At 43.7% G+C, this 21,502-nt stretch carries 21 protein-coding genes; 19 read left to right on the top strand and 2 right to left on the bottom strand.

Translation table 11 applies throughout. The annotated features are described in order from the left end of the window. Positions 1–368: 368 nt before the first annotated feature. On the top strand, positions 369–1,325 hold the full coding sequence (gene rluC, locus EKN56_RS08630; protein ID WP_130591401.1) for a 23S rRNA pseudouridine(955/2504/2580) synthase RluC: 957 nt from the start codon (positions 369–371) through the stop codon (positions 1,323–1,325). 97 nt (positions 1,326–1,422) lie between these two features. On the opposite strand, the gene EKN56_RS08625 is transcribed toward rluC, so the two are convergent. Further along, positions 1,423–2,010, bottom strand: a complete 588-nt coding sequence (locus tag EKN56_RS08625) for a Maf family protein (RefSeq protein WP_130593645.1) — start codon at positions 2,008–2,010, stop codon at positions 1,423–1,425. A 388-nt stretch (positions 2,011–2,398) separates the two neighbouring features. On the opposite strand from EKN56_RS08625, the gene yceD reads away from it, so the two are divergent. From yceD to EKN56_RS08565, 12 genes are all read left to right on the top strand, one after another. Further along, positions 2,399–2,920, top strand: coding sequence for a 23S rRNA accumulation protein YceD (gene yceD, locus EKN56_RS08620; RefSeq protein ID WP_130591400.1), 522 nt, complete (start codon positions 2,399–2,401; stop codon positions 2,918–2,920). 16 nt (positions 2,921–2,936) lie between these two features. Beyond that, positions 2,937–3,107: a 50S ribosomal protein L32 gene (gene rpmF, locus EKN56_RS08615; RefSeq protein WP_108899505.1), complete on the top strand. Its 171-nt coding sequence runs from the start codon at positions 2,937–2,939 to the stop codon at positions 3,105–3,107. Between the two features lie 14 nt (positions 3,108–3,121). Further along, positions 3,122–4,150, top strand: coding sequence for a phosphate acyltransferase PlsX (plsX, locus tag EKN56_RS08610; protein ID WP_130591399.1), 1,029 nt, complete (start codon positions 3,122–3,124; stop codon positions 4,148–4,150). Between the two features lie 6 nt (positions 4,151–4,156). Continuing rightward, positions 4,157–5,110, top strand: a complete 954-nt coding sequence (locus EKN56_RS08605; protein ID WP_130591398.1) for a beta-ketoacyl-ACP synthase III — start codon at positions 4,157–4,159, stop codon at positions 5,108–5,110. A gap of 22 nt (positions 5,111–5,132) precedes the next feature. Then, positions 5,133–6,062, top strand: coding sequence for an ACP S-malonyltransferase (gene fabD, locus EKN56_RS08600; protein ID WP_130591397.1), 930 nt, complete (start codon positions 5,133–5,135; stop codon positions 6,060–6,062). A 33-nt stretch (positions 6,063–6,095) separates the two neighbouring features. After that, entirely contained in the window at positions 6,096–6,830 is a 735-nt protein-coding gene (gene fabG, locus EKN56_RS08595) for a 3-oxoacyl-ACP reductase FabG (protein WP_130591396.1), read from the top strand. Between the two features lie 152 nt (positions 6,831–6,982). Continuing rightward, on the top strand, positions 6,983–7,219 hold the full coding sequence (acpP, locus tag EKN56_RS08590; RefSeq protein WP_029095374.1) for an acyl carrier protein: 237 nt from the start codon (positions 6,983–6,985) through the stop codon (positions 7,217–7,219). 83 nt (positions 7,220–7,302) lie between these two features. Next, on the top strand, positions 7,303–8,544 hold the full coding sequence (gene fabF, locus EKN56_RS08585; protein WP_130591395.1) for a beta-ketoacyl-ACP synthase II: 1,242 nt from the start codon (positions 7,303–7,305) through the stop codon (positions 8,542–8,544). Between the two features lie 139 nt (positions 8,545–8,683). Continuing rightward, entirely contained in the window at positions 8,684–9,703 is a 1,020-nt protein-coding gene (mltG, locus tag EKN56_RS08580; protein WP_130591394.1) for an endolytic transglycosylase MltG, read from the top strand. A 2-nt stretch (positions 9,704–9,705) separates the two neighbouring features. Beyond that, a complete protein-coding gene (tmk, locus tag EKN56_RS08575) occupies positions 9,706–10,341 on the top strand; it encodes a dTMP kinase (protein ID WP_130591393.1) in 636 nt (211 codons plus the stop codon). Continuing rightward, positions 10,338–11,315, top strand: coding sequence for a DNA polymerase III subunit delta' (gene holB, locus EKN56_RS08570; RefSeq protein ID WP_130591392.1), 978 nt, complete (start codon positions 10,338–10,340; stop codon positions 11,313–11,315). Before tmk ends, holB begins: the two co-directional genes overlap by 4 nt. A 28-nt stretch (positions 11,316–11,343) precedes the next feature. Then, a complete protein-coding gene (locus EKN56_RS08565) occupies positions 11,344–12,120 on the top strand; it encodes a metal-dependent hydrolase (protein ID WP_130591391.1) in 777 nt (258 codons plus the stop codon). 274 nt (positions 12,121–12,394) lie between these two features. Here EKN56_RS08565 and EKN56_RS08560 read toward each other — a convergent pair whose 3' ends face one another. After that, positions 12,395–15,409: a Tn3 family transposase gene (locus EKN56_RS08560; protein WP_130591295.1), complete on the bottom strand. Its 3,015-nt coding sequence runs from the start codon at positions 15,407–15,409 to the stop codon at positions 12,395–12,397. Positions 15,410–15,568: 159 nt separating this feature from the next. Between EKN56_RS08560 and EKN56_RS08555 the strand changes: the two genes are divergently transcribed. The 6 genes from EKN56_RS08555 to EKN56_RS08530 all read left to right on the top strand — a co-directional run bounded on the left by EKN56_RS08555 (position 15,569) and on the right by EKN56_RS08530 (position 21,452). Continuing rightward, a complete protein-coding gene (locus EKN56_RS08555; RefSeq protein WP_130591296.1) occupies positions 15,569–16,141 on the top strand; it encodes a recombinase family protein in 573 nt (190 codons plus the stop codon). Positions 16,142–16,221: 80 nt separating this feature from the next. Beyond that, a complete protein-coding gene (locus EKN56_RS08550; RefSeq protein WP_130591297.1) occupies positions 16,222–17,415 on the top strand; it encodes an SIR2 family protein in 1,194 nt (397 codons plus the stop codon). Further along, positions 17,405–19,165 carry an ATP-binding protein gene (locus EKN56_RS08545; protein ID WP_130591298.1) on the top strand — a complete coding sequence of 587 codons (1,761 nt, stop codon included), beginning with the start codon at positions 17,405–17,407 and terminating at the stop codon, positions 19,163–19,165. Before EKN56_RS08550 ends, EKN56_RS08545 begins: the two co-directional genes overlap by 11 nt. 16 nt (positions 19,166–19,181) lie before the next feature. Continuing rightward, the gene (locus tag EKN56_RS08540) at positions 19,182–19,394 is read left to right on the top strand and encodes a KTSC domain-containing protein (RefSeq protein ID WP_130591299.1); all 213 of its coding nucleotides are present in this window, start codon (positions 19,182–19,184) and stop codon (positions 19,392–19,394) included. 217 nt (positions 19,395–19,611) lie between these two features. Further along, positions 19,612–20,322, top strand: coding sequence for an RNA ligase family protein (locus tag EKN56_RS08535; protein ID WP_130591390.1), 711 nt, complete (start codon positions 19,612–19,614; stop codon positions 20,320–20,322). Continuing rightward, positions 20,319–21,452 carry an AAA family ATPase gene (locus EKN56_RS08530; protein WP_130591389.1) on the top strand — a complete coding sequence of 378 codons (1,134 nt, stop codon included), beginning with the start codon at positions 20,319–20,321 and terminating at the stop codon, positions 21,450–21,452. Before EKN56_RS08535 ends, EKN56_RS08530 begins: the two co-directional genes overlap by 4 nt. Positions 21,453–21,502: the final 50 nt, after the last annotated feature.

Genomic DNA, 21,502 nt, shown 5'->3' with positions numbered 1-21,502 from the left:
CACTACCCGTAGCTCGCTAATTGCCTGATACTCAATGCGTCTTACGCCATTGCTGCACTACTTGAGCTATCTGCAAATTTCATTTTTTCCCTGTTATCACACTTTAAAGTGAGTCAGGGTAGAAAATCAGCCACATTATCAACTGCCAACCGCATTATGGCAAGGTGACTTTTACTCAGATACGTAATAATGTAAAAAACGTGTTAAAGTTAACGCCGACAGAGGCTTACATGCCTGAATACGATGGCATACTTGCAACACGTATCTTATTTATTTTTCAGCTCAAATAGCACTATTGATAAGTGTAGTCATTAAAACAAGTTAATAAGGCATATTTAGCAAAAAATGATCGTGCTAGAATCAGCGTTATGAAAACAAATCAACCAACTGTACAAACTGTCACCATTACTGCCGATACGGCAGGACAACGCATCGATAACTTTTTAAGAACCATGCTGAAGGGTGTGCCGAAAAGTATGATTTATCGTGTGCTGCGTAAAGGTGAGGTTCGCGTAAATAAAAAACGTATTAAGCCGGAATATAAGCTGGAAGACGGTGATATTATCCGAATTCCTCCCGTTAGAGTCGCCGAGCGCGAAGAGTCTGTCGTTTCAGCCAAATTAGATAAGGTTGCTGCGCTGGAACACTGCATTCTTTATGAGGATGACCATATTCTGGTCATGAATAAACCTTCAGGAACGGCGGTTCACGGTGGAAGCGGCTTGAGTTTTGGTGTAATAGAAGGCTTAAGAGCGCTTCGACCAGACGCTAAATTTCTTGAGCTGGTCCACCGTTTAGATCGTGAAACATCCGGTGTTTTGCTGGTAGCAAAAAAACGTTCAGCATTACGTTCGTTACATGAACAATTACGTTTAAAGACGATGCAGAAGGATTATCTGGCGCTGGTTCGTGGTCAGTGGCAGTCTCATTGTAAAGTAGTACAAGCCCCTTTGTTGAAAAACGTATTGCAAAGTGGTGAGCGAATCGTACGGGTTGATGCAGAAGGCAAACCTTCAGAGACTCGTTTTAAAGTAGAAGAGCGTTTTGAGTTTTCTACCCTGGTTAAGGCCAGTCCGGTAACGGGAAGAACACACCAAATTCGCGTTCATACTTTACATGCTGGTCATCCTATTGCTTTTGACGATCGTTACGGTGACCGGGAATTTGATCAACAGCTTGAGCAGACCGATTTAAATCGTTTGTTCCTTCATGCGGCCAGTTTGCGTTTTGAGCATCCCTCTACCGGGGAAACGATGAGAGTAGAGGCACCGATGGATAAAACACTTCATCGTTGTTTAACTGTATTACGGGCGCAAAAGTCTTAAGTTTTCTGATAGTTCGCACTTTTGTCTGAGTTTAATTAAACCGCAAAAGTGCGAATGACTAGCTTAGTCCAATCAATGTCAGTGACGCCGTCACGTTTTATTTTCGATTCAATGGGTTCATACTATTTTTTATCAACATATGATTAAGAGCTATTAAAGGAAGCCCAATCAGGCTATTCGGATCCCGTCCTTCCAGCCGCTCAAACAGCGTAATGCCTAAACCTTCGGATTTAAAACTTCCCGCGCAATACCATGGTTGTTCCTGATCAACATAGGCTTCGATCTCTTCCTGACTGAGATGACGGAAAAAAACCGTAAAAGGCTCGCATATTACCTCTGCCTGTTGGTTATGGCTGTTATACAGGCAAAGGCCGGTATAGAAGGTAATAGATTGTCCACTGGCTTGCGTTAACTGAGCGATAGCGTTTTCTCTGTTAAGCGGTTTGCCGGTAATTTGGTGATTTAACACGCATACCTGATCGGAACCAATAATGAGACTGTCCGGATTATTTTTAGCCACGGTTTCGGCTTTGCTGGTTGCCAGTCGAATAACCAATGCTTCTGCAGATTCATTTACTCGAGGTGTTTCATCCGCTTCTGGCGCTATACATATAAAAGGAAGCCCCAGCTTTTCCAGCAGGGCCTGACGGTAGGGTGAGGTTGAAGCCAAAATGAGTTGTGTCATATCTTGAGTATTGTATAAACCCATTGGTAGTGTTGAAACAAACATAATAAAGGTAATTCATCCCTTTATCCTAATAAGAGAGGGCGAATATTTATTTGTAATGAAATATGGTTGTTAATTAATCACTATTTATAGGTGATTAACATTATTTAATCCGTCAACAAAGCTTATCAATTTATGACATGATAAGAATGAAGCTGTTTTTTATTTTATAAATCAATGAATAACTGGATTTCATCGATGTATTTAATTTTTATTAAAACAATAGCGAAACCGCGTCGGCTGCTTTAAACTATGCCCACTCGAAAAAGCTGAGATCGTTAAAAGCACGTTATTTGCGTGCATTTCCTTTGACTATCAGCCATGACAACGATAATATGCGCGCCCTATGCAAAAGGTAAAATTACCCTTAACTATTGATCCGCTCCGTACGGCTCAGAAAAGTCTGGATTACTCAGGTATCTATTCAGGCGCTCAGGCCCAGCGGTTAGCAGAATCAGTAGTAAGTGTGGATGGTGATGTTGAAGCTGAATTATCATTTAATATCGATAATCAGCGGTTGGTTGTGATTACAGGGCAGGCCACGGTTCCAGTAACTTTGATGTGTCAGCGTTGTAATGGCAATTTTCCTTACACTATTCACGCAACGTATTGTTTCAGCCCGGTCAAGAATGATGAGCAGGCAGAAGCATTACCGGCAGACTACGAGCCGATTGAAGTCGATGAGTTTGGCGAAATCAATTTGCTGGCAGTAATTGAAGATGAACTTATTCTTTCATTGCCAATAGCGCCGGTTCATGAATATGAACACTGTGAAGTGTCCGAAGCGGACATGATTTTTGGTGAACTACCGCCAGAGGCGGAAAAACCAAATCCATTTGCCGTATTAGCCAGTTTAAAGCAAAAGTAACCGAGGAGTAAGGTCGATGGCCGTACAACAGAACAAAAGTACCCGTTCAAGACGTGGCATGCGTCGTTCACATGATGCATTGACTACAGCTGCAGTATCTGTGGATAAAGTCTCAGGTGAAACCCACCTGCGTCACCACATCACCGCTGACGGTTACTACCGTGGCCGCAAGGTTATCACTAAATAATCATTGGTGATCCCTTGTCTCGTCTAACCATTGCGTTAGATGCTATGGGCGGGGACTTCGGTCCCTGCGTAACAGTGCCTGCAGCCTTGCAGGCATTGGCTTCTAATCCCGCACTCAATATCAAGCTCGTTGGTAATCTATCCGATATTCAGCCACACCTTAAACAATGTGATCCGGCTGCTCTTGAACGTCTTCAGCTTATTCCCGCAGAACTCATGGTAGCTAATGATGCCAAACCTTCTCAGGCTATTCGTAATAGTCGAGGCACTTCTATGCGTATTGCGCTGGAACTGTTAAAAGAGGGGGAAGCTCAGGCCTGTGTTAGCGCCGGAAATACCGGTGCGTTGATGGGATTAGCTAAAATGATGCTCAAACCTCTGGATGGTATCGATCGCCCTGCATTGGTGACCGCTTTGCCTAATCAGAAAGGGGGAAAAACGTTGTTACTGGATTTAGGTGCCAACGTTGAGTGTGACAGTGATATGCTGGTTCAGTTTGCCGTAATGGGCGCCGTGATGGCAGAAGAGATTCTGCAGATTAACAATCCACGAGTGGCATTACTGAATATTGGAGAAGAAGAGACCAAAGGCCTTGATAATATTCAGGCTGCTGCGGCTATACTCCGGAATGTTCAACAGATAAACTATATCGGTTATCTTGAAGGTAACGATCTTCTGACTGGCGAAACGGATGTGTTAGTATGCGACGGTTTTGTCGGTAACGTTACGTTAAAGACACTGGAAGGTGTAGTCAGAGTATTCCTTTCATTACTGTCGTCAGGGAAGCGGAAACGATTATGGTGGATGAAGTTAATCAGTTACTGGTTTAAAAAGAGTCTTTCTAAACGTTTCGGCCATTTAAATCCTGATCGATATAATGGTGCCTGTCTGTTAGGATTACGCAGTTCCGTGATTAAAAGTCATGGGGCAGCAAACCAACAGGCTTTCACCGTAGCCATTGAGCAGGCAGTGCAGGCTGTGGAACGTCAGGTTCCTACGCAAATTGCTGCTCGCCTTCAGGCTGTATTACCTAAGAGTGAATGATCGTCCATGTATACAAAAATTCTCGGTACTGGCAGCTACCTGCCTGTACAAGTGCGTACCAATGCCGATCTAGAGCAGATGGTAGATACAACAGATGAGTGGATTGTCTCCCGTACAGGGATTCGTCAACGTCATATCGCCGCAGCGGATGAAACCGTTGCCACCATGGCATGCCACGCCGCTGATAAAGCGATTGAAATGGCAGGGATTGATAAAGATGATATTGGGTTGATTATTGTTGCAACCACATCATCAAGTAATGCTTTCCCCAGTGCTGCCTGTGAAGTGCAAAAATATTTAGGCATTAAAGATGCAGCGGCGTTCGATATTGCTGCCGCCTGTGCTGGTTTTGCTTATGCCATTAGCGTAGCGGATCAGTATGTTAAAACTGGTTTTGTTAAAACCGCGCTGGTTATCGGTTCTGATGCGTTAAGTCGCACGCTGGATCCAGAAGATCGCGGTACCATTATTCTGTTTGGTGATGGTGCCGGTGCGATTGTGGTTGGCGCATCTGATGAGCCAGGAATTATTTCTACTCATTTACATGCTGATGGTCGTTATGGTGAGCTATTAACCTTACCTAATCACGATCGTGTTGATCCTTCCAAACCTGATTATCTGACGATGAAGGGTAACGATGTGTTTAAAGTGGCGGTAACAGAACTGGCCCACATTGTTGATGAAACCCTTGATGCCAATAATATCGATAAATCTGAACTGGACTGGTTAGTTCCTCACCAGGCTAACTTCCGGATTATTTCCGCTACCGCGAAAAAACTGGGTATGGAAATGGATAAGGTGGTCATTACGCTCGATCGTCACGGTAACACCTCGGCAGCATCGGTGCCAGCGGCACTGGATGAAGCGGTTCGGGATGGACGCATCCAACGTGGTCATCTTATTTTACTGGAAGCCTTTGGTGGCGGTTTCACCTGGGGTTCTGCGCTAATTCGTTTTTAAGTTAGGGTCTGGAAAAATAAATATGAATCAATTTGCAATCGTATTTCCGGGACAGGGTTCGCAAACCGTTGGCATGTTAGCTGCGCTGGCAGAAGCGTTTCCTGTCGTTCAGGAAACGTATGCTCAAGCATCTGAAGCGCTGGGCTACGATCTTTGGTCACTGGTACAACAGGGTCCGGATACTGAACTGAATAAAACATGGCAGACTCAACCTGCGCTATTAGCTGCTTCGGTTGCTATCTGGCGCGTTTGGCAACAGCAAGGTGGTAAACAACCTGCCGTGCTGGCTGGCCATAGTCTGGGTGAGTATTCAGCGCTGGTTTGTGCTGGCGTGTTGGACTTTAAAGACGCGATTAAACTGGTTGAGCTACGTGGCAAACTGATGCAAGACGCTGTACCAGAAGGTACCGGCGCGATGTATGCCATTATTGGTCTGGATAACGACGCTATCGCAAAAGCTTGCGAAGAGTCGGCTCAAGGGCAAGTGGTCTCTCCGGTTAACTTTAACTCACCGGGTCAGGTGGTTATTGCTGGTAATAAAGAAGCCGTTGAACGTGCCGGAGCCGCCTGTAAAGCCGCTGGCGCTAAACGCGCTCTGCCATTGCCTGTTAGCGTACCGTCACACTGTGCTTTGATGAAACCAGCAGCAGATAAACTGGCGGAAGCATTAAAATCAGTTAACTTCAACGCACCACAAATTGCCGTAATTAATAATGTTGATGTTAAAGCTGAAGCCGATGGTGAAGCGATTCGCAACGCATTGGTTCGCCAGCTGTATAGTCCGGTTCGTTGGACCGAAACTGTTGAGCATATGGCGGCTGAACAGGTGACATTCCTGTTGGAAATGGGCCCTGGAAAAGTTTTAACCGGATTAACCAAGCGCATTGTAGATACCTTGTCAGCCGCTGCGGTTAACGATCCAGCCAGCTTACAAAGTGCTCTGGAACTGTAAGCCGGAACCGAGTTTATCCTAAAGGGGAAATGCATGAAGTTAGACGGAAAAATTGCACTGGTCACTGGCGCAAGCCGGGGTATCGGCAAAGCTATCGCTGAAAAACTGGTTTCTGAAGGCGCTCGTGTGATTGGCACAGCAACGACGGAGAAAGGTGCAGAGGCGATTAGCGAATATTTGGGCACTCATGGAAAAGGATTAGCACTAAATGTGACTGATTCCGCATCTATTGAATCTGTGCTTGAGACTATTCGTGCTGAATTTGGTGAAATTGACATTCTGATCAATAATGCGGGTATTACCCGTGATAACCTGTTAATGCGTATGAAAGATGACGAGTGGCAAGATATTATTGACACCAATCTGACGTCCGTTTTCAGATTATCAAAAGCAGTTATGCGTGCGATGATGAAAAAACGTTATGGTCGGATAATTACTATTGGCTCAGTTGTTGGTACAATGGGTAATGCAGGGCAGACAAACTACGCTGCGGCTAAAGCTGGCATTATTGGTTTTAGTAAGTCGCTGGCGCGTGAAGTTGCTTCTAGAGGCATTACTGTCAATGTTATTGCACCAGGTTTCATTGAAACTGATATGACGCGTGCATTGACAGATGAACAACGGTCAGGCATTTTGTCACAAGTCCCAGCTAACCGCTTGGGCGAAGCAAAAGAGATAGCCAGCGCTGCTGCATTTTTAGCCTCTGATGAAGCTGGATATATTACGGGTGAAACCTTACATGTGAATGGTGGCATGTATATGCTATAAGAATCGCATTTTTTTTAAGCAATTTGCGCTAAATTTAGCTAAATAGTTTAAAATTGTGGTTCGACCAGCCGATATTTGGTTGCATCTTTTTCAACATTGAATAAACTACGAAAACCATCGCGTTAGCGAGTTTTGATAGGAAATTTAAGAGTATGAGCACTATCGAAGAACGTGTTAAGAAAATCATTATTGAACAACTGGGTGTTAAAGAAGAAGAAGTCAAAAACGCAGCTTCTTTCGTAGAAGACTTGGGTGCTGATTCTCTTGACACCGTAGAGCTGGTTATGGCTCTGGAAGAAGAGTTTGATACTGAGATTCCAGACGAAGAAGCAGAGAAGATTACTACTGTTCAGGCAGCGATTGATTATATCACTGCTGCTAACGCGTAATCAGACATATCTAGGCGGTCATTCGACCGCCTAAGTTTTTCTCATTTCCATATACAAATCATTCCCCCTCTGGAGGATTCAACGTGTCTAAGCGTCGAGTTGTAGTGACTGGAATGGGCATGTTATCCCCTGTCGGCAACACTGTAGAGACTACATGGAAGGCTCTCCTTGCCGGGCAGAGTGGTATCAGCCTAATAGACCATTTCGATACTAGCGCCTACGCAACGCGTTTTGCTGGTTTAGTTAAAGGTTTTGACTGTGAAGAGTACATTTCTCGCAAAGATGCCAGAAAAATGGACCCTTTTATTCAATACGGTATTGCTGCTGGCATTCAAGCCATGAAAGATTCCGGAATTGAAGTCACAGCAGAAAATGCACCACGCATTGGTGCAGCTATCGGTTCAGGTATCGGTGGCCTTGGCTTAATTGAAGAAAACCACAGCGCATTGATGTCTGGCGGTCCACGTAAAGTGAGCCCATTCTTTGTACCTTCAACCATTGTGAATATGATTGCTGGTCATTTATCCATTATTTATGGATTAAGAGGCCCAAGCATCTCTATTGCAACGGCATGTACATCTGGCGTGCATAACATTGGCCATGCGGCAAGAATCATCGCTCATAATGATGCTGATGTAATGCTGGCTGGCGGTGGTGAAAAAGCCAGTACTCCTCTGGGAGTCGGTGGTTTTGGCGCAGCTCGTGCACTATCTACCCGTAACGATAATCCTCAGGCAGCTAGCCGCCCATGGGACAGAGACCGTGATGGTTTTGTTCTGGGTGATGGTGCCGGTATTATGGTGCTGGAAGAGTATGAGCATGCTAAAAAGCGTGGTGCAAAAATTTATGCTGAAATCGTTGGTTTTGGCATGAGTAGTGATGCTTATCATATGACATCGCCTCCGGAAGATGGCGCGGGAGCAGCATTAGCGATGGAAAACGCGCTACGTGATGCTAACGTGACGCCGTCACAAGTTGGTTATGTTAATGCACATGGAACATCCACTAACGCCGGTGACAAAGCCGAAGCGCAAGCGGTGAAAACCATTTTCAAAGAAGATGCGAAGCGTGTGCTGGTAAGCTCAACTAAATCGATGACGGGCCACCTGTTGGGTGCGGCCGGTGCAGTCGAATCAATTTTCTCTATCCTCGCTTTACGCGATCAGGCGATTCCACCAACTATCAATCTGGATAACCCGGGTGAAGGTTGTGATTTGGATTTCGTTCCTCATGAAGCGCGTCAGGTGAAAGGAATGGAGTACGTATTATGTAACTCATTTGGTTTTGGTGGTACTAACGGTTCTGTACTGTTCCGTAAGGTGTAATGCCAGAATAAATAAGTTTTGTAATGAGTAAATAAACGGCCTGGTATATTCACCGGGCCGTTTTGCTTATAAAATCAGGATAATTTCGTTAAACGACCAAAACGTTTCAGAAACACGCTTGAAGGGAATGGCCAGGGCAATGAAGAAAAAAATTTTAGGGATCTTTGCAATATTAATACTGGCTGGCGCTGCCGGTGTATTTGCCGGGTATAAATGGCTACAGAAATATGCAGAGACACCACTGATTATTGAGCAGGAAACCTATTTTACGCTGCCAGCAGGAACCGGGCGTGTGGGCCTGGCACAGCTGCTGGTTGATAAAAAACTGATTGATGAGATTAAGCCTTTCCCGTGGTTACTGCGAGTACAGCCAGAGCTGGCTGGATTTAAGGCGGGTACCTACCAGATTACACCGGGAATGACGTTAAAACAGTTATTGCTGTTATTACGCTCCGGCCGTGAAGCTCAATTCTCAATTCGCTTTATTGAAGGTACCCGGATGAAGGACTGGATGCCTCTGTTAGCCGATGCTAATTTTTTACAACACACTCTAAATGGGTTAACGAATAAAGAGATTGCGGAGAAGTTGGGAATTCAAGACCCTGAACATCCTGAAGGTTGGTTATATCCTGATACTTATAATTACACCGCCGAAACCAGCGATCTTGCAGTATTAAAACGTGCTTATTCACGCATGAAGACGGCACTTGATGAAGCCTGGGCAGGCAGAGAAGAGAATCTCCCCTATAAGACGCCATATGAAATGCTGATCATGGCATCGATTATTGAAAAAGAAACAGCATTAGACTCAGAAAGAGATAAGGTTGCCTCAGTATTTATTAATCGAATGCGTATTGGTATGAAGTTACAAACAGACCCAACGGTTATTTATGGTATGGGTGAGCAGTATAACGGTAACATTACCCGCAAAGACCTGACTACGGCGACTGAATATAATACTTACGTGATTGGTGGTTTACCGCCAACGCCAATTGCTATGCCGGGGTTAGCCTCGCTGAAAGCTGCTGCCCATCCGGCAAAAACACCTTATCTCTATTTTGTCGCAGATGGTAAAGGCGGGCATACGTTTACCACTAATCTGGTAAGCCATAATCAGGCTGTACAGGTTTATCTCAAGACGTTACGAGCAGGAAAATAGCCATGACCAAAGGTAAATTCATTGTCATTGAAGGGCTGGAAGGTGCAGGTAAAACGACCGCCCGGGATACCGTGGTTAAAGCACTGCGCGACAGCGGTATCCAAAATATTGTTTTTACCCGTGAACCAGGGGGAACACCGCTGGCTGAGAAATTACGAGAACTGGTAAAACAAGGGGTTGGTGATGAAGTTCTGACGGATAAGGCAGAGCTTTTGATGATGTATACCTCCCGGGTTCAGCTGGTTGAGAATGTGATTAAACCGGCGTTAAGTCGAGGGGATTGGGTGGTAGGCGATCGTCACGATCTCTCTTCTCAGGCTTATCAGGGCGGAGGTCGGGGAATCGATAATCAATTGATGACAACCCTGAGAGATACCGTACTGGGAGATTTCCATCCGGACCTGACGTTGTATCTGGATATTCCTCCGGAAGCCGGATTAAAACGCGCCAGAGCGCGTGGAGAACTGGATCGTATTGAGAAAGAGTCCTTAGCCTTTTTTGAACGTACCCGACAACGTTATGTTGAGCTGGCGCAAGCGGATCCAACGATTGTGACTATTGACGCTTCTCAGCCACTGGAGAAAGTCACCGCCAGCATTCAAACTGCGATGCACCACTGGCTGGAGAGCCGCAAGTGATTTGGTACCCGTGGTTAACGCCCGCCTATAAACAATTAGTGGCTCAATATGCCTCTGAGCGTAAGCATCACGCACTATTATTACAATCCGTGCCGGGATGTGGTGATGAATTGTTAATTCAGGCATTAGGCCGCTGGTTAATGTGCCAGGCTCCGCAGGGAGAAAAAACCTGTGGCGTTTGCCATAACTGCAACCTGATGAAGGCGGGGACTCACCCAGACTGGCATGTCGTTGAACCCGAAAAAGGGAAAACCGCTATTGGTGTCGACCAAATACGCCAGCTAACCGAAACGCTGTATAACCATGCACAGCAAGGTGGGGTTAAAGCGGTTTGGTTTACCCAGTCTGAACTGCTTAGTGAGGCTGCGGCCAACGCTTTATTAAAAACCCTTGAAGAACCGCCCGAAGGCACCTACTTTTTATTAGCCAGCCATGATATTTCGCAAATACCAGCAACCATACGTAGTCGCTGTTTATTGTGGACGTTAGGTTGTCCAAATGAAGCATTCAGTATTGAGTGGTTATCTCGCCAGAATGCAGGACAGCCGGATAGCCTGAAAACGGCGCTACGCCTTAGCCATGGAGCACCATTAGCAGCACAACAACTGCTGACCGCAGAGGTTTGGAAACAGAGGGAGGCCGTGTGTCAGGGGCTGGATAGTGCGTTTGCTCAGCGGGATTTACTGTCGTTTTTACCGCAGCTTAATCATGATAATGCAAATGAGCGGATCCATTGGGCGGTCTCTCTGTTGCTGGATGTGGTTAAATATCAACAGGGTGCTGCGAGCTTTGTGGTAAATCAGGACTGTATGTCGCTAATTCAACGGCTGGCTACGATGGGTTCAACCTCAGCGTTCAATCAACTGGCAAAAGATTGGTTACATTGTCGATATGAGCTGTTAAGCGTTGCCGGTGTGAATAAAGAGCTGTTACTGACCAATATGCTAAATCAGGCAGATAGCTTACTGGCCTGATTGTCTATTCTAATGAGTTAATATTCCTATGTATTTAGTTGATTCACATTGCCATCTTGATGGTCTGGATTATGCCGGATTACACACCGACCTCGCCAGTGTACTTCAGCAGGCCAGAATGCGTGATGTTAAAGCTTGTCTGGCAGTATCGACCACACTACCAGGGTTTAAAACCTTGAAACAGATGGTGGACGGGCACGATGAAGTTTTTCTTTCTTGCGGTGTTCATCCATTAAACCTGGATGAAGTTTACCAGCAGGAAGAGTTACTGGCGTTGGCTGACGATCCTCGAGTGATAGCGCTGGGAGAAACGGGGCTGGATTACTATTATCAAAAAGATAATATTCCACTGCAGCAAAACTGTTTTCGTCAGCACATTCAGGTTGGGCGAGAACTCAATAAACCAGTGATTGTTCATACTCGTGATGCGCGTACCGATACGTTGGCTATTTTGAAAGATGAGAAGGCCGATGAATGTGGTGGTGTTTTGCACTGTTTTACGGAAGATTGTGATACCGCCAAAAAGCTTTTAGATATTGGTTTCTATATTTCCTTTTCTGGCATTGTTACTTTCCGTAATGCTGACGCTTTGCGCGAAGCTGCACGTTATGTTCCTCTGGATCGAATGCTGGTTGAGACTGATTCGCCTTATCTGGCTCCGGTACCTCATCGGGGCAAAGAGAATCAGCCTGCATATGTTCGTGACGTGGCGGAGTATCTGGCAGTATTAAAGCGCGTTGAGTTGGAAGAATTTGCTGAAATTACCACCAGAAATTTCAGTCAGCTGTTTAAGGTTACGTTGTAACTTATAGTGAGTTGCCTGACGACGGTTATAACGTTGTCCGGCAGCTATTTTTTATTGGATAACAATATTTATCCAATAATCTGTTGATAAATTCATCGTTAGCCTGCTAAGATGCGCCCGCCTTCAAGTACCACCGCGTTAAAATCCCTCTGTTTTACGCAATATCATCTGCTCATTTGGGTAGGATGAATTATGCATAACTATTTCAACGAATCTGTTTTAACGAATTATTACTGTTAGTGGGGTTTGAGGGCCAATGGGGCGAAAACCTACGCTAAGCGTCTATATATTCGTTAACCTGTTGATTCAACGGCCTTAGCTCACCCTTCATCACCTTTTCAGACAAGGTGAATGAGTAATGCCCTAACATATTGATATGGCCATGCATCAATGGCGATAATCTGGATATATCGTCTTCATTAATTTCACCAGGCTGACTATCGGTATTAATATGTCCAAGGGCTTCCTGCATATACAGCGTATTCCATAAAACAGCAGCATTTGTTACCAGCCCCAATGATCCCAGTTGATCCTCTTGCCCTTCGCGATAGCGTTTTCTGATTTCGCCACGTTGACCATGACAAATGGCGCGAGCCACACTGTGTCTCCCTTCCCCCCGGTTTAGTTGCGTTAGTATTCGACGACGATAATCTTCATCATCAATATAATTCAGCAGGTAAAGCGTTTTATTTATTCGCCCCGCTTCAATGATGGCCTGTGCCAGACTGGACGGGCGCGTACTCTTCAATAAACTGCGGATTAGCTCCGATGCTTGTACAGTTCCCAATTTAAGAGAACCCGCAATCCGCATCATATCGTCCCAGTTCGCCTCAATCAGTGCCAGATTAATGCAACCACGGGCCAGGTCATCGAGAGGGCCGTAATCCGCATTTTTATCCACACGCCAGAAAACAGCCTCTCCGGCATCCGCCAGACGCGGGGAAAACTGGTATCCCAAAAGCCAGAACAGACCGAATATCAAATCGCTGGCACCTGCTGTGTCAGTCATAATTTCTTGTGGATTCAACCCCGTTTGCTGTTCAAGTAACCCCTCCAGAACAAAGATTGAGTCTCTCAACGTACCCGGTACAACAATGCCGTGAAAACCAGAAAACTGATCGGAGATAAAGTTGTACCAGGTAATTCCACGATTGGAGCCAAAGTACTTTCTATTGGGGCCGGCGTTAATCGTTTTAACTGGCGTAACAAAACGCATACCATCAGCAGAAGCGACTTCTCCTCCACCCCATCGCTGAGCCAGACTGAGCGTAGCCTGGTAATCAACCAGGCGAGCATTAGCTTTGATAAGCGTTTCGGCCCGAAAATAATTTTGTTTCACCCAGCTAAGACGATGCCGGGTTAATGATGGAATATTGTGCTTAATTAATGGTTCAAAGCCAATGTTGCAGGCTTCTGCCAGTAATACAGCACAAATGCTGATATGCAGATCTTTCGCTCGCGCATTCGACTCGCTGACATGGGTAAATTCTTCGGCAAATCCTGTATGGGCATTGATTTCCAGTAATAGCTCCGTCAGATCCACCAAAGGTAAAAGACGCCTGACTTGCCTGTTGAGAGCTATCAGACTTGGTGATTCATCCAGTTTCTCAAGGCTGCTGATAGTCAACGTAGGATATTTTCCTCCGTGTTCTATATGGACTGACGCATTATCATCAAAACCATCAGCTACTGTTTTCCAGGCAAAATCTAACTGCTGAGCAAGCTTTTCTGTTGCCTGCCGAGCATTGACTGGGTGACCTAATGCTCGACAGACAGGGATGCGTTGAGCTTGCCATTCTGTCCCTTGTAATAGCTTTGACCGTGGGTCTCCCCAACGATCGCTATTCTCAAGATAAATATCCCGCCGCCTTAATGCATCCTGAAACCGCTCCAGCAGGCATAGTGAATAGCCAGGCCGTCTTACTCGGCCTTCTTCGTCAAAAACCAGACGCTTCCAGGCACCAGTAATAATATTTTTCGGGGCATCGTCAAGGATGTGCTTTTTTGAAGTGCCTAGCGACGATAAATAGTTAAAAGCTGCCAGAGTATGTTCTCCCGCCGGGGCGGCCAGAAAAGTTAATTCCCTGAGCACTCTGGGCAGAAAACGGCGAACTCGTCCATATTGTTCAATCATTTCATCGTGGAAATTATTGTCTGCCGGTCGGGCCAACTCGTTGACCATTTTTACCGACTCAGCCAGTCTTTCTTTGGGAATACAGGAAAAAATCGATTTTCGGAGGTGCGCATCATCAGTTACCTCATCCAGCAAGAGTGCGCAGGCTTTTGCCAGTATCAACGAAGAGCGGTCCAAGTCCTTCAGCGTCCTCAACCGCTTCTTTTGCCCTGCTTTTTTAGCCTCTCCGGCAATATTAGTGATTAGCATATCCAAAACATCGATGGCTTCATCCAGCGCAATGACCTCTAATGATTTAACAAAGGCAATAAGTATCGCTGTACGTTTCTTCATGGGTATACGAGCTATCTTTTTTACCGAGGTAACATTGGCATAGCGGGCAAGACTTTTTAGCTGAGCCGGTGGAAGGCCTGTAAAATCGAGTTGCTGAAAACCCAGTTGGTGCAATTTATTATAACGATCAAGTGCATCATTAAACGCAGGACTACTGATTGTCACCGGGCCTTTTTTCAGTTGCTCGAACATGGATACTCTCTGGCCTTCGCTAAAGCTCAGTAATTCATCCAGTTGTTGTTTCTGTTCATCATTAGGCAATGCCAGTAATCTTTGCCAAAGACGGTGAGCTGCTCGTTCACGGATTTCGGTGATCACTCTGGAGAGTGTTGTGGCTCCTGGTAATAAAATTTTATGCTGTACCAGCCATGCGGTGGCGAAATCGAACATCAGGCTGGGGCGTTCGTTGCTAATCCAAGCTCGGGTATACAGCAACCGGTTCAATCTGAAGGTCCACGGAAACTCCCCGAAATCATGATAGTAATAATATTTTTTGATTTGAGCGTAATGCTCCCAGCGGGTTGGTTCGCGTTTTGCGTATTCAGCCAGAATGTCAGTCCGACTGATTGAAAGTTGCGTGGCAACAAAGGTTTGTACATTTTGCGGAATCAGAGTCAAATCAGACAGGAACGCGCCTAAAAATCGGACTGATGTTAGTTGAAGGGCTATGCCAAGACGGTTTTGGTCCCCGCGCCTTTGTGCGATGAATGTCAGGTCATTTTCGTCCAGAATAAAATAACGGGCCAGTTGTACCTCGTTCGGCTCTGCCGCATAACATCCATAATTTTGCTTCTGCTCTTCAGTCAAAAAATCGATAGGCATCCAGCACTCCTTGCGTAACTATGACTTAGGTCTATTTTTAACTATCTCAAATGTTATAAGTTTTGAGACCACTCAAAACGACTTCAAACATGAGTATCAAAAATCGCGATTTATACTTTATGATACTACGCAGTATCAATATCGATTTGTGAGACCAATATGGCATTACTGGGATATGCAAGAGTATCAACCAGCCATCAGAAACTGACGGTACAGATTATGGAGCTGAAATCTGTAGGTGTCAGAGATGACCGGATTTTTACTGATATGATGTCAGGAGCCACGGATGAGCGTGAAGGGTTACAACGGCTACTTGCCCGTGCAGAAAAGGATGACATCATTATTTGTACCAAAATGGATCGGCTTGGTCGCAATACCGCAGACATGATCCACATTGTTGATGCTTGCTATAAAAAGGGAATAGCCATTCGTTTTCTGGAGAACGGACTAAGTACAGAAGGAACTATGGGGAAAATGGTGATTCAAATTTTGGCAGCTGTTGCAGAAGCAGAACGAGAACGTCTTCTGGAACGCACTAATGATGGCAGAATTTTCGCTATGGCATCCGGTGTCAAATTTGGACGGAAACCGCACTCGAAAGCAGCACTTGTCAGGCAATTAATCAATCAGAAGCAATCAGAAAAAATAATCCTAGAAAAGACTGGGGTTTCTCGGGCTACTTATTTTCGGTTAAAAAAATCGGAAAATAATCAAAAATCATCAGAAAGATAATATTAACCATGATTTAAAACAAACTATTCTAAGCAGAGATCAGGTCATACAATAACAAATTATGATAGGGAATTAAAAATATGGAAGAAATAAATCTACTCAAAGAAATTCGTGAGCTAAAAAGTCAACTATCCTACGCTAAAAATATTGGTTTTTTTATGGGGGCCGGTACCTCCTGTGCTTTGGGCTTACCAAATATATCTCAATTAACTGAACAAGTCGAAAGTGCGTTAACAGGACCATTATTGTATTATTTTCATATAATTAAAACTGACTTATCAAGACCTGATGAAATAATTAGCATTGAAGATATTCTTAATCAGATAAGACGGATTCGCGAAATTACTGAAGAAAGGTCTGATAGAGAATTTCTCGGGGTTTCTGGTATAAATGCACGTGAACTGGATGTTGAAATTTGCAAAAATATTTATAATCTAATCACGGAGAAAGAAGTTAGTGCGAATCTGACTGCCCCAAAGAAATTTTTTGCGTGGTTAAACATGCAAAACAGAGATTTTTCAAAAGAGATTTTTACTACAAATTATGATCTGGTAATAGAAAAATCTCTTGAAGCTATTCGCGCTCCGTATTTTGATGGATTTGTTGGTTCTTATGAACCATTTTTTTGGCAAGAAAGTGTTGAAACACTTGTTCGTAGAAATGATCTAACTCAGAACTGGATTAGACTATGGAAGATACATGGTTCTCTTAGTTGGTTTTGGAAAAAAAGAGAGAATCTGAAGTCGCATAAAGTTATACGTCTTGGGAAAATAGATAAAATTGAAGAAGAGAAAAATGAGATAGTTATTTACCCATCAAAAGAAAAATATGATCTATCTCGTAGGCAACCTTTTCTAGTTTACTTCGATCGCCTTAAAAACTATTTATTGAGCAGTGAGCTATTATTCATTTTTACCGGATACTCATTTTTAGATCAGCATATTAATGAAATTATTTTTAATTGCTTGAGGCAAAACAACAGGCTTAGTGTTGTAGTGTTTTTTTATGCAGACAGTGACGTTAAAAAACTACATTCACTCTCAGCAGGATATCTAAATCTATCTGTATTCGGACCAACAACTGCGATTATAAACGGAACATTAGGAAAATGGTCCTTTGGCCAATCCGAGCTAAAAAACAAAGAAAAATGTGATAGTTTTTGGAATGCCGAAGATGAAAAATTCTTGCTTGGTGATTTTAATTATTTGGTTGAGTTCTTAGTTGGTAATTCTGGTCGTAGTAGTGAAATTGAGGTATCTATAAATGAAGACTGATTCTACATATTTAGGAAAGGTTATTCGTGTGGATTCCAGTACTGTAGAGGTGGAAGTTTCATCAGAAATACCTTCCGCTGCACCAATAATCAATGGTCGACTGTATAAAATTGGCCAGATTGGCACATTTGTAAAAATGCCAATGGGAAATATTACTATCTACGCTATCGTTGCTGCGGTAAGTGACAGACCATTCACAGATAGTAGTGATGATGAGTATAGAGTAAGCTCAAAATTTCTTTCAGTACAACTGATTGGCGAAAAAATCGGTGACAGTGAGTTTGAAAAAGGAGTGGGCACTTATCCTACAATAGGTGATGAAGTACACCTTGTAATTGAATACGACTTATTTGAAATTTATGGTGAAAAGGATGCAGGTTCCATTGAAATTGGAAAACATTCTTCATCTGAAAACTTAGGTGTTTATGTAGATACTCATAACTTAATTTTACGCCACTGTGGAATTTTAGGCTCAACAGGTAGCGGAAAATCCAATACTACTGTCAGTATTTTGAAATCTATTTTACATGGTTATGTTGGTTCAAGAATTATATTGGTAGACCCGCACGGTGAATATGCATCTGCATTTCCTGATGCCAAAGTGCTTAGAATTAATGAGGCAGGGTCTCCATTAGTAATACCTTTTTGGCTTATGACATTTGAGGAGCTTGCATATTTTTTAGTGGGGGCAGATCATCGTGATGAACAAAAAATAGAATATCGATTACTGAGGGACCTTGTAACTGAGCTAAAGAAGGAAAATATAAATTTAAAGGCTGGTATTGTTAATGGAGATCTTGTTACAGCAGATTCACCAATCCCTTTTAGTGCAAGGCGGTTGTGGCATGAGATGAATTGGTATCTTAATGCATCATTTTCTTCTACAACGAAAGATGAACAAACTAAGAAAACTGCTCAAGAAAAGAATTCTGGAGACGCAGAAACATTGACACCTGCGACATTTGAGCCTTATTCAATGGGTACTGCTGCTCCTTATAAGTCCAAGCATACAGAGTATTTTGCTTATGAGAAAAAATTACTTTCTCGTCTTAGAGATACGAGATATGACTTTCTCTTCAATCCCGGAGATTATAAAACGGCAGATTCTGAAAAAGATTTGCATGATTTACTAGCTGACTGGATAGGATGTGAGCAGAGATTAACAATACTAGATCTTAGCGGTGTCCCATTTGAGGTTCTAGACATAACCATAGGCTTGATTACGCGGTTTGTTTACGACAGCATGTTCTGGGGACGTAAAGAGTCATATACCGGTAAGCAAAGACCACTGCTCTTGGCATTCGAGGAAGCTCATACGTATCTAGGGAAAAATGATAAGAGTAATTATTCAAAAGCCGCAGTTGAAAAAATATTTAAAGAGGGTAGAAAATTTGGCGTAGGAGCACTAGTCATTTCTCAACGCCCCTCGGAGTTGTCAGAGACTATAATTTCCCAAATTGGTACGTTGATAGCTCTTAGGCTTACCAATTCAAGCGATCAATCTATAGTAAAATCATCAGCACCCGATAATTTAAATAGTCTTATGGACCTTCTTTCGTCTTTGCGTATAGGTGAGGCAGTTATTTCAGGTGAGGCTATAAAAATTCCCTCAAGAGTTCGATTGAAATTGAATCACCCAAGACCTACAAGTGAAGATCCAAAGTTAATTGAATGTTGGACAAAAACATTTTCTCTCGATGCTGATAATTATAAAATTGTTGTAACTAAAATACGTGAACAGAAAATATAACCAATGGAGTGTAAAAATGGAACGAAGAAGTATTTCATCAAACATGATTCGGAGTATCGGGTACGACGAATCTATTTCTACATTAGAGATTGAATTTAATAGTGGTGCAGTATGGAATTACTATGATTTTCCGCTTGCAAGTTGGTATGAATTTGATGGGGCAGAATCACACGGTAAATTTTTTCATAGCTCCATAAAGAATAATTATCGAGAGTCTCAAGTGGGATAACCTATGAATGAACTGCCACCGAAACATAATAGAGATCGGAGGCAGTCACTATTGGTATCTCATACGATAAGGCAACCCATTGTTTATTTGATGGTCTATCGCTTAGCGTAGGTTTTCGCCCCATTGGCCCTCAAACCCCTTAGTCCGCAATTGCGGAATACCAATGTCGGATAGTCTCGTAATGAAATAATGTGCATCTGAAAAGTGGATTAGCATTATGGATATGCAATCGAGAAAATATGGCAGAACTTACCATTATCCATTTTCTCCGGGAACCACCAGTGACGATCGTATCAACCATCAGTGGTGGCGTGATATTGAAAACATATCTAATCTGGTACATACCGAGAAATTGGATGGTGAAAATAACTGCCTGAATAAATATGGAGTATTTGCCCGCTCTCATGCCGCACCGACACAATCGGCCTGGACCCGGCAAATTCGCCAACGTTGGCAACTACTCAAAGATGATTTAGGTGATATAGAGATTTTTGGTGAAAATCTGTATGCCATTCATTCCATTGAGTATCACAAGCTGGAAGATTATTTTTTTGTATTTGCCGTACGTCATAAAGATATGTGGTTAAGCTGGGAAGAAGTCGGTTTTTACGCCGCGCTGTTTGATTTTCCGCGTATTCCACAATTAGATATTGTTGCTACAACCAGTGAATCAGAGTTTAGCCACCTGATTCTTCAGCACGCCGGTCAGGATAGTCATTTTGAATCCTGGGATACTCATTCCCATCAACGTTGTTCGATGGAGGGAATCGTTACCCGCAATAGTGATGCTTATCCGGTAGCAGATTTTTCTCATAACGTATTTAAGTACGTACGAAAGAATCACGTTAAAACCGATATTCACTGGAAGAGTAACTGGCAACGAGCACCACTTTATTATGAACGAGATGCAACAGGAGGCCCGAAATGAACTGGATGTTGAGTAGTGACAAATCGTGGCGGTTCCTGCAGCAAAATTTCTCATGGGTTGCTGATATGAGTGGTGTAATGCAGGACCCGATTCATCATGCTGAAGGGGATGTCTCTGTACATACCCGGAGCGTGCTGGCAGCGCTGATATCCTTATCTGAATATCAGCAGTTGCCGGTGTTGCAGCAGGAAGTTTTGTGGAGTGCCGCGCTGCTTCACGATGTAGAAAAACGCAGTACTACCCGAACCGACCACGATGGTCATATTGTTTCACCAGGACATGCCCGCAAAGGCGAGCTGACTACGCGTCAGATACTGTTTAAGGAGCTGGCTGCTCCCTTTGCTATACGAGAAATGATAGCCGCTTTGGTGCGCTATCACGGATTACCACTATGGGTGATGGAGAAGCCGGATCCACAAAAATCGCTGTTTTCTGCTTCACTGCGGGTAGATAGCCATTTACTGGCTCTGTTGGCCAAAGCGGATGTACTGGGGCGGGAATGCGCTGATACAGAAGAATTACTAAATCGTATTGAACTGTTTGAGCTGTATTGTCATGAACAGCAGTGCTGGCGACAGGCTAGAAAGTTTCCTTCTGCAGAAGCTCGGTATCGTTACTTTTCTACCGATAATGCACCACCGGACTATCAACCTTATGGTGATTATCAAAGTCAGGTAACTTTGCTCTCTGGATTACCGGGAATGGGCAAAGATAGTTATATTCAGCAATATTGCCTGGGATTATCGGTAATTAGTCTGGATGATATTCGCCGCCAGCATCGTATTGCACCTGATGACAAAATGGCAAATGGCTGGGTGGTTCAACAGGCGAAACAACAGGCGAGAGAGAAGTTACGACGCAGCGAAAATTTTGTCTGGAATGCGACCAATATTACCCATCAGATGCGTCAACAGCTGATAAATCTGTTTGTTAGCTATAACTCTCGGGTCAGGGTGGTCTATATAGAAGTACCCTATGTGAAGTGGAAACAGCAGAATAGTGCACGTACATATGCAGTACCCGATATGGTGATGGACCGTATGTTAACTAAACTGGAATTGCCGGTACCTGAAGAGGCCCATGAGGTTATCTATTATATTGATGGTCGAATAGAGTCGGTGTTTTTATAGTGTATTTTCTGTGATTTAACTGATTGTTAAATCATGGCATCAGAGGCTAT

This window comes from Limnobaculum zhutongyuii (genome assembly GCF_004295645.1).
GTDB classification, from domain to species: domain Bacteria; phylum Pseudomonadota; class Gammaproteobacteria; order Enterobacterales; family Enterobacteriaceae; genus Limnobaculum; species Limnobaculum zhutongyuii.
Note: the sequence above shows the minus strand (reverse complement) of the source record. Positions and strands in the feature narration are given on the sequence as shown.

Bases quoted from the DNA above. Each gene is read 5' to 3' on its own strand.
- acpP (WP_029095374.1), top strand. From the start codon at position 6,983: ATGAGCACTATCGAAGAACGTGTTAAGAAAATCATTATTGAACAACTG.
- EKN56_RS08545 (WP_130591298.1), top strand. From the start codon at position 17,405: ATGAAGACTGATTCTACATATTTAGGAAAGGTTATTCGTGTGGATTCC.
- EKN56_RS08555 (WP_130591296.1), top strand. From the start codon at position 15,569: ATGGCATTACTGGGATATGCAAGAGTATCAACCAGCCATCAGAAACTG.
- EKN56_RS08605 (WP_130591398.1), top strand. From the start codon at position 4,157: ATGTATACAAAAATTCTCGGTACTGGCAGCTACCTGCCTGTACAAGTG.
- yceD (WP_130591400.1), top strand. From the start codon at position 2,399: ATGCAAAAGGTAAAATTACCCTTAACTATTGATCCGCTCCGTACGGCT.
- rpmF (WP_108899505.1), top strand. From the start codon at position 2,937: ATGGCCGTACAACAGAACAAAAGTACCCGTTCAAGACGTGGCATGCGT.
- EKN56_RS08540 (WP_130591299.1), top strand. From the start codon at position 19,182: ATGGAACGAAGAAGTATTTCATCAAACATGATTCGGAGTATCGGGTAC.
- EKN56_RS08565 (WP_130591391.1), top strand. From the start codon at position 11,344: ATGTATTTAGTTGATTCACATTGCCATCTTGATGGTCTGGATTATGCC.
- EKN56_RS08535 (WP_130591390.1), top strand. From the start codon at position 19,612: ATGGATATGCAATCGAGAAAATATGGCAGAACTTACCATTATCCATTT.
- rluC (WP_130591401.1), top strand. From the start codon at position 369: ATGAAAACAAATCAACCAACTGTACAAACTGTCACCATTACTGCCGAT.
- EKN56_RS08625 (WP_130593645.1), bottom strand. From the start codon at position 2,010: ATGACACAACTCATTTTGGCTTCAACCTCACCCTACCGTCAGGCCCTG.
- fabD (WP_130591397.1), top strand. From the start codon at position 5,133: ATGAATCAATTTGCAATCGTATTTCCGGGACAGGGTTCGCAAACCGTT.
- mltG (WP_130591394.1), top strand. From the start codon at position 8,684: ATGAAGAAAAAAATTTTAGGGATCTTTGCAATATTAATACTGGCTGGC.
- EKN56_RS08530 (WP_130591389.1), top strand. From the start codon at position 20,319: ATGAACTGGATGTTGAGTAGTGACAAATCGTGGCGGTTCCTGCAGCAA.
- fabG (WP_130591396.1), top strand. From the start codon at position 6,096: ATGAAGTTAGACGGAAAAATTGCACTGGTCACTGGCGCAAGCCGGGGT.
- EKN56_RS08560 (WP_130591295.1), bottom strand. From the start codon at position 15,409: ATGCCTATCGATTTTTTGACTGAAGAGCAGAAGCAAAATTATGGATGT.
- tmk (WP_130591393.1), top strand. From the start codon at position 9,706: ATGACCAAAGGTAAATTCATTGTCATTGAAGGGCTGGAAGGTGCAGGT.
- EKN56_RS08550 (WP_130591297.1), top strand. From the start codon at position 16,222: ATGGAAGAAATAAATCTACTCAAAGAAATTCGTGAGCTAAAAAGTCAA.